This is a genomic window from Mucilaginibacter sp. JRF (genome assembly GCF_015223065.1).
Classification (GTDB): Bacteria; Bacteroidota; Bacteroidia; order Sphingobacteriales; family Sphingobacteriaceae; genus Mucilaginibacter.
This window is the reverse complement of sequence record NZ_JADFBY010000001.1, coordinates 284,517-299,360: the sequence shown is the minus strand read 5'-3', so window position 1 is coordinate 299,360 and position 14,844 is coordinate 284,517. Positions and strand designations below refer to the sequence as shown.

Here is a 14,844-nt window from a genome sequence, read left to right as displayed (position 1 = left end):
AAATTTAAACTATTAGGAAAGTGGGAAGGTAAGTATTATTTATCACACTATTGTAAAAATCCTACAACGCGTGTGTATAAACTTGCAGAGAGATTACAATGCTTAAACGGTGCTTTATCATTTAAATTGCCTCAAATTGTTATTTAATGCAACATTTATATTACAACGTGTATGGCTATTAAACTATGGGGTATCTTCATTGTCGAACACGCAACTTAACCCCACAACTGCCAATTGAAAAAACTTATACTCAGCTTTTTTGCACTTATATTTTTCGTAGCCGCTTATGCTCAAAAAACGCGCGAGGTTACAGGCTCAGTAATTGATAGTACCAACGTTACCCTGCCTGGCATGAGCGTAAAGCTGGTTGGCTCTAATGATAGCCTATCGGTAGCTACAGATATGGAAGGCAAGTTCAAATTCGGGGCTGTTAAAAGCAGCACATTTAAACTTACCATAACCGGTATAGGCTATGAGGTATTTAAAGGGGATTTTAAACTTACCGACGCGGCATCGGCCAGTTTGAAGCCTATTAAACTGAAAACGCAGATCAATATTTTAGGAATTGTAAACATTACCGCATTGAAACCGCCCATCACCATAAAACAGGATACTGTGGAGTATAACGCCTCCGCCTATAAGGTACGTGATGGCTCACCAACGGAGGATCTGTTGAAAAAGATGCCCGGTATTGATGTGGACAAGGATGGCAATATTGTAGCCCACGGCAAGGCCGTAACCAAAGTTCGTGTAAACGGTAAGGATTTTTTTGCCGGCGATCCTAAACTGGCCACACAAAACCTGCCTGCCGATATTGTGGAGAACATTCAGGTGATTGATGACTACGGCGATCAGGCCAACTTAACCGGTATTAAAACCGGCGAACCAGCCAAAATATTGAATATCACCATTAAGAAGAACCGAAACGTAGGCAACTTTGGCAGAATAAACGCGGGCATAGGTACCGATAGTCGTTTTAACACACGGGTATTTGTCAACCATTTTAATAATCAGCAGCAGATATCAGTATTGGGTAATTTTAACAATACCGACGGCAATCAAAACGGCATTAATACCCAGCGTTCGGGCCAGGTGAGGTTTAGTGATGAGTTTGGTAAGATGTTCAAATTTGATGGCCGATATAGTATTGATGATAATGATCGTAATACCATAAGTTCATCCTTACGTGAGGAACTATACAACTCGGGAGCTATAACCCGTAATAACCAAAGTAACAATACCAACTGGAGCACCAGCCACCATGTTGATTTTAACCTTGAATTTAAGCCTGATACACTTAACTTTTTTAAGATCAGCCCGAACCTGAACATCAACACATCCGGCAACGATAATAACCTCAACTTTATAAATACCCGCAACGGCATTACCGATGTTGGTCAGCAATTTAATAACAGTAATAACCGCTCACCAAGTTATGGTGGTAACTTGCTGTTCAACCATCGCTTTCATAAAAAGGGCCGTAATTTTAGCGTGAACCTGAATTTCAACTCGTCGGACAATACCAATAACGCGCAAGACCTTTACAATGCCCAAAATCAAGAAACCAGCCTGCGAGATACTATTTATCAGCAAATAAATACAGCCGGTTCAACCGACAGGTTTGGTACCAGCGTTTCGTTTACCGAGCCGCTTGCCGAAGGCATGTTTTTAGAGGCTAACTATAACTACAGCTATACCAATAATAAAAACGACCGCTTTAACTATCGCATCAACCCGTATACTAATGAACTCACATATGTCGATTCGTTGAGTACGGTTTATAACTATCAGTTCATCAACAACCGTTTTGGATTAAATCTGCGCAGCATAAAAACTAAATACAACTTTACGGTGGGTATGGGCATACAGCCTACTACTTTGCAGGGTGAGTTTCAGGGTACACGTACATCGCGCAATACGGTGAACTACATACCCAACGCTAACTTTATATACAAGTTTACGCCTAACCGCACGCTTACCTTTAACTTTAACGGCTCGAACCAGCAGCCCAACTTTTATCAGCTACAGCCTAAGCCCGACCTGTCGAACCCGCAAAACCGTGTGTATGGCAATCCCGACCTTAAGCCGGAATTTAACATGCGCTACAGCTTACGCTTTAACCAGTTTAACGTGCAAAGCGGCAACTCATTATTTGTTAATTTAGATTATAACACCACCGCTAACAATATAGTATCAAACACCCGCCCGGTACGATCAAACGATACTACGGGCACTGATAACAATGGCAGACTGATACAGGAAACCCGCTATTTAAATACTGATGGCTTTTACTCTATAAACGGCAATTATGCCTTTACTACTAAGCCGTTTACCAATAAATCGTACACGGTATCATTTAATGGCAGTAGTAATTATAACAACCAGGTAGCATTTATTGAGGATGAGCGCAACCTGGTTAAAAACCTTGTGCTTACACAGGGCTTAAAATTCAGGGCCGATATTGATAGCATTATGGATACCGAAATAAGTGGGAATTATAGCATCAATACGTCAAAAAACAGCCTTTCTAACGAAACCCGTCCACTCAATCGTAATGTTAATACCTGGCGCTTAGGGCTTGATGGGCGAAACTACTTTTTTGACGGATGGATATTAGGCTATAATCTGACCAGAGAAATAAACAGCGGCTTTGGCTCGCGCAGTGTGAACCCTACCATTATCAGCACTTATATCGAGTACCAGTTTTTGAAGCAGAACTCGGCATCGTTCAGGTTACAGGGGTTTGACTTGCTTAACCAGAATACGGGCATTAGCCGATCGGTTAACGGCAACGTAACCGTCGATTCACGTACTAACCGTTTAGGGCGATATTTTCTGTTTACTTTTAGCTACCGTTTCCGCAAATTTGCGGGCGGCGGCATGGGTGGCGGCAATCGTGGCGAGCGCCGCGAAGGTGGCTTTGACCGTGGCGCCCGGGGTGGTGGCGGAGGCGGCGGTGGTGGCCGACGAGGATAATACCAATAAATAAACACAACCATAAAACCGCGACCTGTAACCTTATGTTATTAATTTGAATTTTACAGCGATGAAATACCTGCTTATACTTTTACTATTCCTTATCACAACAACATCGTACGGCCAAATAACCCGCAAAAAAAGCGAAAAGCTGATCGAGGATGTACAGGAAAACTATACTGTTTTGGCTGATAGCCCTTCGGTAAAGCATGGGCTTTACCAAGCCATATACCGTAAAAAAACCGCCATTGCCAGCGGTAAATATGAGCGTGGCAAGCGTGTAGGGGTTTGGCACTTTTACAGCAAAAAAGGTGTGCTGTTGCAAAATTATGATTATGACAAACATGCCATCACCTTTTCATCTCCGGTGGATACTATGCGGGCGGTACGCTATGTAATTGATGACGAGATAAAACCTAATGATGCCATATCGGCACCGATAAAGCCGGGCAGCGTATATTTTGGTTACCTGGCTTATGTTAGCCAAATAAAGGTTCCATCCAGACTGGGTGAGGAAATAGACGTTTCAAACCTGAGCGCGATAGTTGAGCTTTTGGTAAGCCCCGGCGGCAGACTGGCTGATTTTAAGATACGTGTTGTATCGCCCAGCGGATACATCAATAAAGTGGCTGAAATTCCGCTTGATACTTTAACTAATGAGGACAGGATATTTTTACCGGCCACAAAAAACGGCGAGAATGTGGGCATGACGGTGATCATTACCTGCCGGTTTGATAACCGTGGGAGAATATATTTTTAAACAGAAAAGGCGCTTCATGAAGCGCCTTTTCTGTTAGTATATCGTGGTATTAATGACCGTGGTGACCATCCGGACCGTGGGCATGGCCATGAGCCAGTTCTTCTTCGGTTGCGGGGCGTACATTAAGCACAGTGCCTTTAAAGTGTAACTCCTGGCCTGCCATAGGGTGGTTAAGGTCAACTATAACCGCATCCTCGGCTATTGATACTACCTGACCGCGGAAACGGTTGCCATTATTATCCTGTAAAGGAATAACGCTGCCAATTTCAGGAATTTCAGTTCCTTCAAACATCTCCTTTGGCAAATTAGCTACTGCTTCATCATCATATTCACCATAAGCATCTTCGGCACTCAGGCGAAACTCATAAGCATCACCGGTTGAGTGGCTGCTTAAGTTTTCTTCAAATTTTGGCAACATCTGGCCTGCACCATATAAAAAGGTTAGTGGTTGCTCCTCGGTCGCGCTTTCTACTTTTTCTTCGGTACCATTGTTATCAACATACAAATCATATGTTAACGATACTACGTGCTTTGGTTCAATTTTCATTATAGTCGTTTTTTTATTATAAGTAATCAGGCTTCAATTTGTTTTAAAGCCTCGTTAACAGTTAGTGATGGTAAGCCGCAGGTTTTATCACGGCACACAAAAATCTGTGTTTCATCTCCAAACTTCTCTTGCAGCAAAGGTAAACTTCCTGCGTTGCCGCCCAACATTATTTTGTTAGGAATGTAAGTTTTTTCAATATCACGGCGGTAGCTTTCGTGCTCAGCACCGGTAATAGCTACTTCATATACACCATACACCTCATCAGTAAGCAGCATTATCCAGTTTGAATATACCGAACCATACTTACCCAGATAAGGCATAATGTTACGCAACAATTGCGCCGAAATTTCGGTGTATTGTTCATCATCATACAACAGACCCAGCTTTTTAAGGTTGCGCGCCATGGTTGAATTTGATGCAGGTGTAACCCCATCCATAATTTCTGATTTACGGGCTATCAGCATTTCATCGTCGGCAGCGGTGTAAAAGAAGATGCCTCCCTCCTCGTCGTAAAAATTACGGATGGCCACATCGGCCAAGGTACGTGCGCGGATTATCCACTGTTCGTCAAACGTAACCTCGTATAGTGTAATAAAGGCATCAACAACATTGGCGTAATCATCCAAAAAGGCTAAACCATCGCCGCCCGGTACATCCTTTTTATATAAACGCGATAGCTTGCCTGATGCGTTGATCAGGTTATTGACTATGAAATTAGCGTTTGATATCGCGCATTGCAGGTATCTGTCCTTATTAAAAGCGCGGTAAGCATCACAAAGCCCTTTTAGCATAAGGCCATTCCATGAAGCTAATATTTTGTTATCCAGTCCCGGCCTGATACGCTCGCCACGGGCTGTGAGTAATTGCTGTTTAAGGCTTGTTATCTTTTCGCGCAGGAAATCAATTGTCAATCCCAGATCGGCAGCAAGCGCCTCATCATCCCGGTTACGGAAAAATACATTAGTATGCTCCTCCTCCCAGTTACCATCGGCAGTAGCGTTATAATATATAGCGAACAGGTCGGCATTCTCACCTAATATCGCCGTTAATTCATCCTTTGTAAAAGTGTAGAACTTACCCTCTACCCCTTCGCTATCGGCATCAAGGGCTGAGTAAAAGCCACCATCCGGCGATGTTAGCTCGCGCAAAACAAATTCAGTTATCTCGGCGGCTATCTGCTTGTAAAGCGGTTCGCTTTTCCAGGTATAAGCTTCGGCATACAGGCTGAGTAATTGCCCGTTATCATACAGCATCTTTTCAAAATGCGGTACATGCCAATGGCCGTCGACCGCATAACGGGCAAAACCACCGCCTACATGATCATATATCCCGCCGTAAGCCATCTTTTTCAGGGTCAGATCAACAGCGGCTGTTACCTCGGCATCTTTACTCAAATGGGCATAGCGCATCAGGCTTATCCAGCTATTAGGCATCGGGAACTTTGGTGCCGCGCCGAAGCCACCCTCTACATTATCAAAATACTTTTTCCAGTTATTGATGATGGTTTGCAGATCTTTCAGCGTGTAGGCATCTTCAGTCTTTGCAATAAAATCAACCGATTCATATTGGTTGATGCCTTCGGTTAACTTTACCGCGTATTCTTCAGCTTCCTGTGGTTTTTGCTTGTAAAAATCGGCCAGGTTGAACAATAACGACACCCACTCATTTTTACGGAAATAAGTACCGCCATAAATAGGCCGCTGATCGGGCAGGCAAATGCAGTTCAAAGGCCAACCGCCGCGGCCGGTCATTAACTGTACGGCACTCATGTATATCTGGTCAACATCGGGGCGTTCCTCGCGGTCAACCTTAATGCAAACAAAATATTCGTTCATCACGGTGGCTACCTGCTCATCCTCAAAGCTCTCATGCTCCATTACGTGGCACCAGTGGCACGCCGAGTAGCCAATACTTACCAATATCAACTTATTCTCGTCCTTAGCTTTTTGCAAAGCCTCCGGCCCCCAGGGGTACCAGTCTACCGGGTTATTAACGTGCTGAAGTAAGTATGGTGATGTTGAATTAGCCAGATGGTTCATTTAATATAAATTTTACAGACCCTGATTTGTTTTTGCGAGTTGCAAATCTGTAGCAAACAAATGGCAATTCCATCATACCGGGGTTATAATTTTCAACAAAAAGCGCCGTGGTAAAGAATATACCACGGCGCTTCAATATCAGTATATGGCTTATATTATGGCCAGATACCCAGGTTTTGGTATGATACCGCTATTTTGTTGATAGCGCCAACAAAAGCCGCGGTACGCAGGGTATCTATCTTTTCAACCGTTTTGTAGGTTTCACGTATCTCGTGGTACGAGCGGATCATGGTATCCTCTAAGCCCGAGTTAACCAATTCCAACTCCGACGAGCCTTTAACAATAGTAGCACGCTGAGCCGGGGTTAATGATAAACCGGTAATACCTTCAACCATGTTAACCAGGTTAAGGTTGTTATTCTCCTCAAACCTGCGGTTGATACGGCCAAATGCCACGTGCGAAAGGTTTTTTAACCACTCGAAATATGATACGGTTACACCGCCCGCGTTAGCATACATATCAGGGATGATGATACCGCCTTTAGCGTAAAATATCGCCTCAGCCTCCGGAGTAGTTGGACCGTTAGCGCCTTCGGCAATAATCTTGGCCTGGATACGACCGGCATTTTCAGCTGTGATCTGGTTCTCTAAAGCCGCCGGCACCAATATATCACATGGTTGCTCTAAGCCTTCGCCTGATTCTTTGAACTCCTGCTTAGCACCGGCATAGCCTAAGATTGACCCGGTTGATTTGCGGTGCTGGAATACAGCCTCAACATCTAAACCATCGGCATTATAGATAGCGCCTTCAAACTCACAGATGCCTACTATTATGCCACCGTACTCCTGTAAAAACTTAGCGGTATAAAAACCTACATTACCTAAGCCCTGTACAATGATGCGTTTACCGGCAATGCCTGTGGTTAAACCCAGTGCCTGCATATCGTCAGCAAAGCTCACACACTCGCGTATGGCAATGGCCACACCACGACCGGTAGCTTCACGACGACCCTGTATACCATGCAACGCGATAGGCTTGCCTGTTACGGCGCCCATAGCATCCAGCTGGCCGGGGTTCATGGTGGCATAGGTATCGGCTATCCAGCTCATTTCGCGCTCGCCTGTACCGTAATCCGGCGCAGGTACGTCAATGCTGGGGCCTATAAAATTCTTTTTTATTAGTTCGACAGTGTAACGTCGGGTGATGTTCTCTAACTCCTGTACGCTGTAGGTTTTAGGGTTGATGCGTATACCACCCTTTGCACCGCCAAAAGGCACGTTAACAATGGCACACTTGTAAGTCATGAGCGCGGCAAGGGCCATCACTTCATCCTCGTTAACAAACTCGCTGTAACGTATACCGCCCTTGGTTGGCGATTGGTGGTGTGAGTGCTCAACGCGCCATGCGTCAATAACCTCAAAGCCATTACCACGGCGTATAGGGAAACGGAAACGGTAAACACTATTGCATGATCTGATCTGATCGAGCAAACCGGCATCGTGCTTTGTAAACTTAGCGGCGTAATCAAAATTTTTGCATACGTCCCCAAAAAAATGGGTATCCTGAGCTAAAATCGAATTATCTGACATAAAAAAATAAGTATGAGTAAATAATTGGGTGTTAAAACATGCGCAAATTTGACACAAATTTTAGCACAACTGCAAATGCCAAAACGCATAGTGTTTAGGCTACACTACGTAACAATTAAAATAAAGCAATGTTTAAATAACGCAGGCTAAACTTTTGAACTATTTTTCGTTTTCGACTTTTTTTAATCTTTTATCTATCGAGAACAGATAAATGGCCAAACCAACAAAAATAATGGCCAAAGTAGCCACTACAACGTATATTTTGCCCGAGCTGCGCAGGGTATCCGCCATTTCAATATCGGCACCGTTTTGGGCGAACACAGCCGTAAAGCTTAATAGTAATACTATAAGGGATAATATCTTCTTCATCATTAATCAAGGGAATTCTGTTTATATTCAATTAGGCGGATACGGTAACGCAGGGTAGCAATCCATACCGCGAACAGGCTCCAGGCAATAAACGCCGGGTACAATATCATACGCATCTTGCTATCCAGATCGAGCTTACCAAAGGCCGGGTTGCCACCGTTACCCGGGTGTAATGAATCCGTCATACGCGGCAGTACCATGATCAGCACTATCATTACCGGGAAGGCAAAAATGTTATAGATAGCCGATATTTTAGCTCGTTTTTGCTCCTCATCAATGGCATTACGTAGTACTAAATAAGCACAGTATAGTAAAAACGCGATAGCGGCGCTGTTTTGCTTGGGGTCGTTACTCCAATACTCGCCCCAGGTATATTTAGCCCATATCATGCCGGTTACCAGCCCTAAAATAAAAAAGAAAACGCCTACGTTAACGCATTCAACCGCTATCAGATCGTGCTTGGGGTTTGATGAACCCAGGTATTTAATGCTGTAGATAACCGATATAGTGAACACCGTGAACATGGCCATCCACATAGGTACGTGGTAATAGGTGTTACGTATGGTTTCGTGTACGATGGGTAAACGCGGTACGTTTATTAATAAACCGGCTATTAGCGTGTAAAGTATCACCACAACGGCTAATACCTTCCACCACCATTGATAAATAAACTTCATAAATTAGTTTGTGGGCACAAATGTAGTAATTTTTAATGTACAACATTCGTGGTTGCCTTGTCGGTTTACGGTAAATTTGGGGCGGATTAATCGCCCGGCATATAATCCAGCGGCAGTAGTTCGGCCAGTTTGGCTTTTGACCACGTGCCCTCCAGCATGGGTGGGTCCTGCAAAACACGGCCGTTCATATCAAAATACAATACCGGTTTTGAGAATGTCATCACACTGGTTTCAAAATTCTCCATATCCAGCGGGCGGTACAGATCCCTAAAATTAGTTTCTTCGTGTTTTTTGGTGTAGATAACGTACAGCAAATACTTGTTCACCCCCATACCAAAAACACCCGGATCATCCGTCTTGAAAAAGAATTGATTGCGTTTAAATGCCTCTTTGCCCAGCACCTCGTGGTAAAACTTGGGCATGTTAACCATGTTGATCCAATAATTCGCCGAATCGCGGTTGGTAGTTCTGAACTGCTTTATTTTGCGTTGTATCAGTTCTTCAGGCGCACGGGCAGGATTTAGTTCACGCATAAAAGGCTTAACTATGAAACCATCCTCCTCATAAGTATCAGCATAAACCGAACGGAAGAAGTGCTTGGCCGAACCATAGTAAGCTTCCTTACGCTTATCTCTCCATTTTTGCTTTTGCGATTCGCTGCCGGGCAATTGCTCAAACAATGCCCTACCCTCGTATGATACGATGCCGTTCAGCTTATCGGTCTTAAAATCATTGATCATGTATTTAACACGATAACCCAATGCACGGTTCTCTACCACCAAAAACTCATCAGTATAAGCCTCTAACAGCTTTTTTGAGCTTTTGTATGATAGGCTTACCACCCTCGGGTTAACCACGTAGCATTTCTTTGAATTTTCGGATGTGCCGATAAAGTCCTCCTTAAATATCTCGTAGTTCTTTTTCCAGTCGGCATCCGTCATGATGACCACCTCGCGCAGCATCATTGATTTTTGGCGCAGATCGATATTTACGGTAAGTGTTTTATTGCTCACCATAATGGTTTGCACTTCCTCCTGATAGCCTACACTTGTTATAACTAACTGGTATTGGCCCGGCTTTACACCACGCAGCGTAAAGGTACCATCATCGGCAGAGGTGGTGCCAAAGGTGGCGTTGTTTAAAAACACACTGGCCTTTGCCATAGGTTGTTTGCCACCCGCAGTGGTTATTTTACCGGTAATGGTGCCATCCTGAGCTAATGCAGAGCCGCAAAACCCGATCAATAAAATAATGGTGAGGTATGTGGTAAAATACTTTAATCGCGCCATAAATAGGGAAATAACAACAGTGATGTTGCGATAACTATTGCGTTAATGGCGGCCAATGCGCCTATGTGCCCATAATTCAAACTACGATCCAACCCATCCATAGCGTTTTTACTGAACCGCACCAATATTAATATCACCGGGATAATGACCGGGAAACTTAGTATGGCCATCAGCGTACCATTATTGCCCGCTTTTGAGGCAATGGCCGATATCATTGTAAAAACGGTCGAGAAACTAATGCTGCCAATTATTACCGATGCAAAGTACAGCAAAGGATCGCCCACCACGTTTTTAAAGAACACCACGTAAACTAAAATAGCCAGCGTGCTTAGCAGCGCCATTAGCAGCATGTTATAGATTATTTTTGACAGGATAATTGCCTGCGGACTGGCAATGGAATAGTAATACAGCAAGCGCCCCCTGCTCTCTTGCACAAAGCTTTTGGCTATGGCATTTACTGATGCAAAAAGCATGATGATCCAGAACAGCACATTCCATACTATGGGGTAGCCGCTGCTGCCTGTAAAACCGGCGCTCAGGTTAAAGGCTATATAACAAACAAACACTGTTGATACCACATACAGCAGCACGCCGTTAAACGCGTATTTTGATCGCCACTCTAGCAATATCTCCTTTTTTAACAGGGTAAGCGTTTGGTTAATAAGTTCCATTGGCTGCAAATATAATAAGCGTGGGTTTGTGATTTGCTTTTGCGGCTATTTTTAAAAGCCCTAACTTTACAATTATGCCTGTGAATTTATTTTACCGCACACCACTGGGCGTTGCCCGTATTACTGATGATGATGGTTTTATCAGCGCCATATCTATTCGTGATGAGGAATTGGAGATCAATGAACCCGAAACCGAGTTACTTAAAACCGTGGCCACACAGTTTGATGAATACTTTGCAGGTAATAGGAAGGATTTTGATTTCCCGATTAAACAGGCGGGTACCGAGTTTCAGCAAAAGGTATGGGAGCAATTGTTAGAGATACCCTATGGTACCACTACCAGCTATGCTTCGCTATCAAATCAAATGAAAAACCCGCTTGCCATACGCGCGATCGCGTCAGCAAACGGGAAGAATAATTTATGGATAGTAGTACCCTGCCACCGTGTTATTGGTTCGGATGGTAGCTTAACCGGTTATGCCGGCGGACTATGGCGCAAGCAATGGTTGCTTGAGCACGAGGCCCGCATTGCCGGTACCGGGCAAACTAAACTGGCTTTTTAGCCGGGCTTTTCTTTAACAGCTTACTTATCTTTTCGTGCAATTGGTACGGCTGAAATGGTTTTGACAATACATCATCCATACCCGCGGCAAGCGCTTCCTTCTGCTCATAATCAAGCGTGGCGGCTGATAGTGATATGATCGGGATTGAGCGTTTTGGCCCTTCAAAATCCATCCTGATAGCTTTTGCCGCCTGGTAGCCGTCCATTTCGGGCATGTGCGTATCCATCAGTATCATATCGTAATCGCCTTGCTTTAGCTTATCAAGCACCTTACGGCCATTATCAACCACATCGGCGCTTACGTTCCAATCCTTCAGCAATTTGCTGATCATAAACTGGTTCACCATGTTATCCTCAGCAACCAATATGCTCACATTCTCAAAAGGCAACAAGTTTTCCGCAGGGCGGCGTACCTGCTTTTCTTTCGGCATTTCGGTTAGCGTGTACCAGTTAATGAACTTGAACTCGCTACCCTCGCCTACCTTGCTGCTCACCTGTAACTCACCGCCTTTCAATTCGGCAAGCTTTTTAACAATGGCCAGGCCAAGGCCCGTACCACCAAACTTGATCGAGGTATCATCCTCGGCCTGCTCAAACGAATCGAATATTTTTGAAAGGTGATTAGCCGCGATACCTATACCGCTATCGGCTATACAAAACTCAATTTTTGATTTGGTTGATGTTTTTTCGAGCACCTTAACACTTAGCCTTACAAAGCCACGCTCGGTAAACTTAATGGCGTTACTTAGCAGGTTCATCAGTATTTGGTTAAGGCGAAGCGAATCGGCCATGATATGCTCGGGCACATCAGGCGCCATATCAAATTCAAACTCGATATTTTTTTCATCGGCCTTAAACTTAAGCAAGCCGTATACTGATTTTACTATTTCGTGCAGATTGTTAGGGGCACGTATAATGCTGAATTTACCTGCCTCTATTTTTGATATATCGAGCACATCATTCACCACACCTAATAATGATTGTGACGACACCTCGAGCAAATTAAGCATGTTGATCTGCTGCTCATTCACTTCGGTTTTGCGCAACAGGTTGGTTATACCTAATATACCGTTAATAGGTGTACGTAACTCATGGCTCATGTTAGCCAAAAAGTTCTCCTTTATCTTTTTGCCCATCTCGGCAGCTTCCTTTGATTTGATTAGCTGCTGCTGGTAACTCTTTTGCGGCGAAACATCATTAATGTTCAGGAAAAGCATTTTGTTGCGGTATGATGCCCGGCACTCTCCCCAAATAACGTTCTTATTAAATGTTTCAAACTGGAATTCAAATACGGCGTAGGTAAGCCTGTCCTTGATCACCTCGGCCAGTTTTTGGCGAAATGCCGATTGGTCATTTTCAATTACCCTGTCAACTATGCTGGTATCAATAAGTTCAGCCGGTTTAAAGCCCAAAATCTGCTCGGCGGCAGGGTTCATGCTCATTATACGTAGGGTTTGCGCCTCTACGGTACAAATAATATCGGCAGAGTTTTTTACTACGGTAGCGTAGTTTTGCAATTCCTCATTCTTAAGCTTGATCTCCTCCTGCGAGCGAGCCAGCTGTATAAATGAATCAACCTTGGCTGATGTTATATACGGATCGAGTGGTTTATATAAATAATCAACCGCGCCTGCACCTAAACCTTTTACCACATATTTAGCCTCCTTTGATATCGCGGTAACAAATATTACCATAATATCGCGGGTACGAGGGTTTGATTTTAGCATTTCCACCAGTTCAAAGCCATCCATTTCGGGCATCTGCACGTCAACCAGGGCAATGGCAATAGCATTATCCCAGGCAATCTTCAGCGCCTCGTTGGGTGAAGTGGTCGAGTGTATCTTAATATCGTCGCGCTTAAGCAAAGCTTCGAGCGCTACAATATTTTCTTCTCTATCGTCAACAATAAGGATATTAACAGGGGTCATGCTAATTGTGTAAGAGGAATTTGTGGCTAAGTTCGTATTAAATGTATAATATCTTCTGTCTTTAGAATAAATTCTGCGGCATCCATATCAATGGCCGAGCGGGGCATCTCTGCCATTTCGGCCTCTTGTGGGTCCTGGGCTATGGTAAGCGAACCACTTTGCCGCAATTTCAGCAAACCCTCGGCACCATCCTGGTTGGCGCCCGAAAGCAGTATCGCGGCACATCGCCCGTTGAACACCTCGGCGGCGCTTTCAAAAGTTACATCAATTGAGGGTTTAGAATACCATACAGGCTCTGAAACATCAAGGCTAAAATACCCTTCTTTCTCAATTAATGTGTGGTAATTTGCAGGAGCTATATATATGGTGTTTTTTTTTAGCTCGTCTTTGTCTGCAATTTCCTTTAAGTATATACGAGAGTGCTCGGCAAAGAGTTTTTCTATTTCACTAAAAAAGTTCTTTTTACGGTGCATCACCAGTATAATTGTCTTATTAATATCGGCATTAATATTTTTAACTACCGAAAAGAATAGCTTGAACGAACCCGCCGAGCCACCAATCAGCACTATATCTGCTGCTTGCCAACGTTTCAATATTTGCGGATCAAGTGCCAATTTTCTGGTATATGTTTTCTTTGCCGTTTATCACTTTAAATTTCTTCCTGAACGTTTCTGAACGTATAGTTTCTTTTGAACCCAGGCACAAAAACCCGTGTGGTGCCAGGCTGTTGTAAAACAGGTCAAGTATACGTTCCTGCAAGGCATTATCAAAATAGATGAACACATTACGGCAGGTAATCAGCTGAAATTCATTAAAAACACCGTCAGACACCAGGTTATGCACCGAAAACAACGTATCCTGCTTTAACTCGCTGTGTATGGTGGCGGCATCATACATTACCGTAAAATGATCAGTTAATGATCCTTTCAAGGACGCCATCACATAATTCTCGGCGTAGCTCTTTATCTTTCTGAAACTATAAATTCCCTTGCGTGCTTCCTTTAACACCTCGGTATTTATATCGGTGCCGTAAATAAAACATTTATGCTTTATACCGGCCTCGCGCAACAGTATAGCCAGTGAGTACACCTCCTCGCCCGACGAGCATCCCGCCGTCCATATTTTTACATGCTGATAGGTTGACAGGTATGGTATAACCAATTCATTAACCGAGCGGTAAAAATTAGGATCACGAAACATCTCGGTAACGTTAACCGTAACTTCTTCCAAAAAATGCTGAAAAAAGCCATCCTCATTCACCAAACGGTGTTTCAGATCATAAAACGAGAGCTTTTTAAGGCTCATTATCCGGCTTACCCGCCTGGTAAGCGATGCCTTACCATAGTCGCTGAAATCAAACCCATGCACACCCTTTACCAGGCTGATCAGTTCACTTAATTCCTCGGGCGCTATTCCACTCAACTGTACCTTCATATT

General features: G+C 43.8%; 13 protein-coding genes. 3 read left to right on the top strand and 10 right to left on the bottom strand.

Annotation, left to right across the window (positions count from 1 at the left end):
- Positions 1-234 precede the first annotated feature (234 nt).
- Both IM792_RS01250 and IM792_RS01245 read left to right on the top strand, forming a co-directional pair.
- Entirely contained in the window at positions 235-2,976 is a 2,742-nt protein-coding gene (locus tag IM792_RS01250) for a TonB-dependent receptor (protein ID WP_194099863.1), read from the top strand.
- 70 nt (positions 2,977-3,046) lie between these two features.
- Entirely contained in the window at positions 3,047-3,736 is a 690-nt protein-coding gene (locus IM792_RS01245; protein ID WP_194099862.1) for a hypothetical protein, read from the top strand.
- A gap of 49 nt (positions 3,737-3,785) precedes the next feature.
- Here IM792_RS01245 and IM792_RS01240 read toward each other — a convergent pair whose 3' ends face one another.
- From IM792_RS01240 to IM792_RS01210, 7 genes are all read right to left on the bottom strand, one after another.
- Positions 3,786-4,283, bottom strand: coding sequence for a peptidylprolyl isomerase (locus tag IM792_RS01240; RefSeq protein ID WP_194099861.1), 498 nt, complete (start codon positions 4,281-4,283; stop codon positions 3,786-3,788).
- A gap of 26 nt (positions 4,284-4,309) precedes the next feature.
- The gene (locus IM792_RS01235; RefSeq protein ID WP_194099860.1) at positions 4,310-6,322 is read right to left on the bottom strand and encodes a thioredoxin domain-containing protein; all 2,013 of its coding nucleotides are present in this window, start codon (positions 6,320-6,322) and stop codon (positions 4,310-4,312) included.
- A 155-nt stretch (positions 6,323-6,477) separates the two neighbouring features.
- A complete protein-coding gene (locus IM792_RS01230; protein WP_194099859.1) occupies positions 6,478-7,911 on the bottom strand; it encodes a Glu/Leu/Phe/Val dehydrogenase in 1,434 nt (477 codons plus the stop codon).
- A gap of 159 nt (positions 7,912-8,070) precedes the next feature.
- A complete protein-coding gene (locus IM792_RS01225; RefSeq protein ID WP_228084876.1) occupies positions 8,071-8,283 on the bottom strand; it encodes a CcmD family protein in 213 nt (70 codons plus the stop codon).
- The gene (gene ccsA / locus IM792_RS01220) at positions 8,283-8,948 is read right to left on the bottom strand and encodes a cytochrome c biogenesis protein CcsA (RefSeq protein ID WP_194100764.1); all 666 of its coding nucleotides are present in this window, start codon (positions 8,946-8,948) and stop codon (positions 8,283-8,285) included. Before ccsA ends, IM792_RS01225 begins: the two co-directional genes overlap by 1 nt.
- A gap of 95 nt (positions 8,949-9,043) precedes the next feature.
- Complete coding sequence (locus IM792_RS01215; protein WP_194099858.1) at positions 9,044-10,246, bottom strand: carboxypeptidase-like regulatory domain-containing protein; 1,203 nt, start codon at positions 10,244-10,246, stop codon at positions 9,044-9,046.
- Positions 10,234-10,917 carry a heme exporter protein CcmB gene (locus IM792_RS01210; RefSeq protein ID WP_194099857.1) on the bottom strand — a complete coding sequence of 228 codons (684 nt, stop codon included), beginning with the start codon at positions 10,915-10,917 and terminating at the stop codon, positions 10,234-10,236. Before IM792_RS01210 ends, IM792_RS01215 begins: the two co-directional genes overlap by 13 nt.
- Before the next feature lie 74 nt (positions 10,918-10,991).
- On the opposite strand from IM792_RS01210, the gene IM792_RS01205 reads away from it, so the two are divergent.
- Positions 10,992-11,480: a methylated-DNA--[protein]-cysteine S-methyltransferase gene (locus tag IM792_RS01205; RefSeq protein ID WP_194099856.1), complete on the top strand. Its 489-nt coding sequence runs from the start codon at positions 10,992-10,994 to the stop codon at positions 11,478-11,480.
- On the opposite strand, the gene IM792_RS01200 is transcribed toward IM792_RS01205, so the two are convergent.
- Genes IM792_RS01200 through IM792_RS01190 form a run of 3 tightly spaced genes read right to left on the bottom strand, consistent with a single transcriptional unit; the run spans position 11,464 to position 14,841 of the window.
- Complete coding sequence (locus IM792_RS01200; protein WP_194099855.1) at positions 11,464-13,407, bottom strand: response regulator; 1,944 nt, start codon at positions 13,405-13,407, stop codon at positions 11,464-11,466. The genes IM792_RS01205 and IM792_RS01200 overlap by 17 nt on opposite strands.
- A gap of 26 nt (positions 13,408-13,433) precedes the next feature.
- Positions 13,434-14,000 (bottom strand): chemotaxis protein CheB, encoded by a 567-nt coding sequence (locus tag IM792_RS01195; RefSeq protein ID WP_194099854.1) that lies wholly within the window; start codon positions 13,998-14,000, stop codon positions 13,434-13,436.
- A 10-nt stretch (positions 14,001-14,010) separates the two neighbouring features.
- Positions 14,011-14,841 (bottom strand): protein-glutamate O-methyltransferase CheR, encoded by an 831-nt coding sequence (locus IM792_RS01190; RefSeq protein WP_194099853.1) that lies wholly within the window; start codon positions 14,839-14,841, stop codon positions 14,011-14,013.
- Positions 14,842-14,844 lie beyond the last annotated feature (3 nt).

Excerpts from the sequence above, each read along its gene's own strand:
- IM792_RS01245 (WP_194099862.1), top strand. The coding sequence starts at position 3,047 with ATGAAATACCTGCTTATACTTTTACTATTCCTTATCACAACAACATCG.
- IM792_RS01240 (WP_194099861.1), bottom strand. The coding sequence starts at position 4,283 with ATGAAAATTGAACCAAAGCACGTAGTATCGTTAACATATGATTTGTAT.
- IM792_RS01235 (WP_194099860.1), bottom strand. The coding sequence starts at position 6,322 with ATGAACCATCTGGCTAATTCAACATCACCATACTTACTTCAGCACGTT.
- IM792_RS01230 (WP_194099859.1), bottom strand. The coding sequence starts at position 7,911 with ATGTCAGATAATTCGATTTTAGCTCAGGATACCCATTTTTTTGGGGAC.
- IM792_RS01225 (WP_228084876.1), bottom strand. The coding sequence starts at position 8,283 with ATGATGAAGAAGATATTATCCCTTATAGTATTACTATTAAGCTTTACG.
- IM792_RS01215 (WP_194099858.1), bottom strand. The coding sequence starts at position 10,246 with ATGGCGCGATTAAAGTATTTTACCACATACCTCACCATTATTTTATTG.
- IM792_RS01210 (WP_194099857.1), bottom strand. The coding sequence starts at position 10,917 with ATGGAACTTATTAACCAAACGCTTACCCTGTTAAAAAAGGAGATATTG.
- IM792_RS01205 (WP_194099856.1), top strand. The coding sequence starts at position 10,992 with ATGCCTGTGAATTTATTTTACCGCACACCACTGGGCGTTGCCCGTATT.
- IM792_RS01200 (WP_194099855.1), bottom strand. The coding sequence starts at position 13,407 with ATGACCCCTGTTAATATCCTTATTGTTGACGATAGAGAAGAAAATATT.
- IM792_RS01190 (WP_194099853.1), bottom strand. The coding sequence starts at position 14,841 with ATGAAGGTACAGTTGAGTGGAATAGCGCCCGAGGAATTAAGTGAACTG.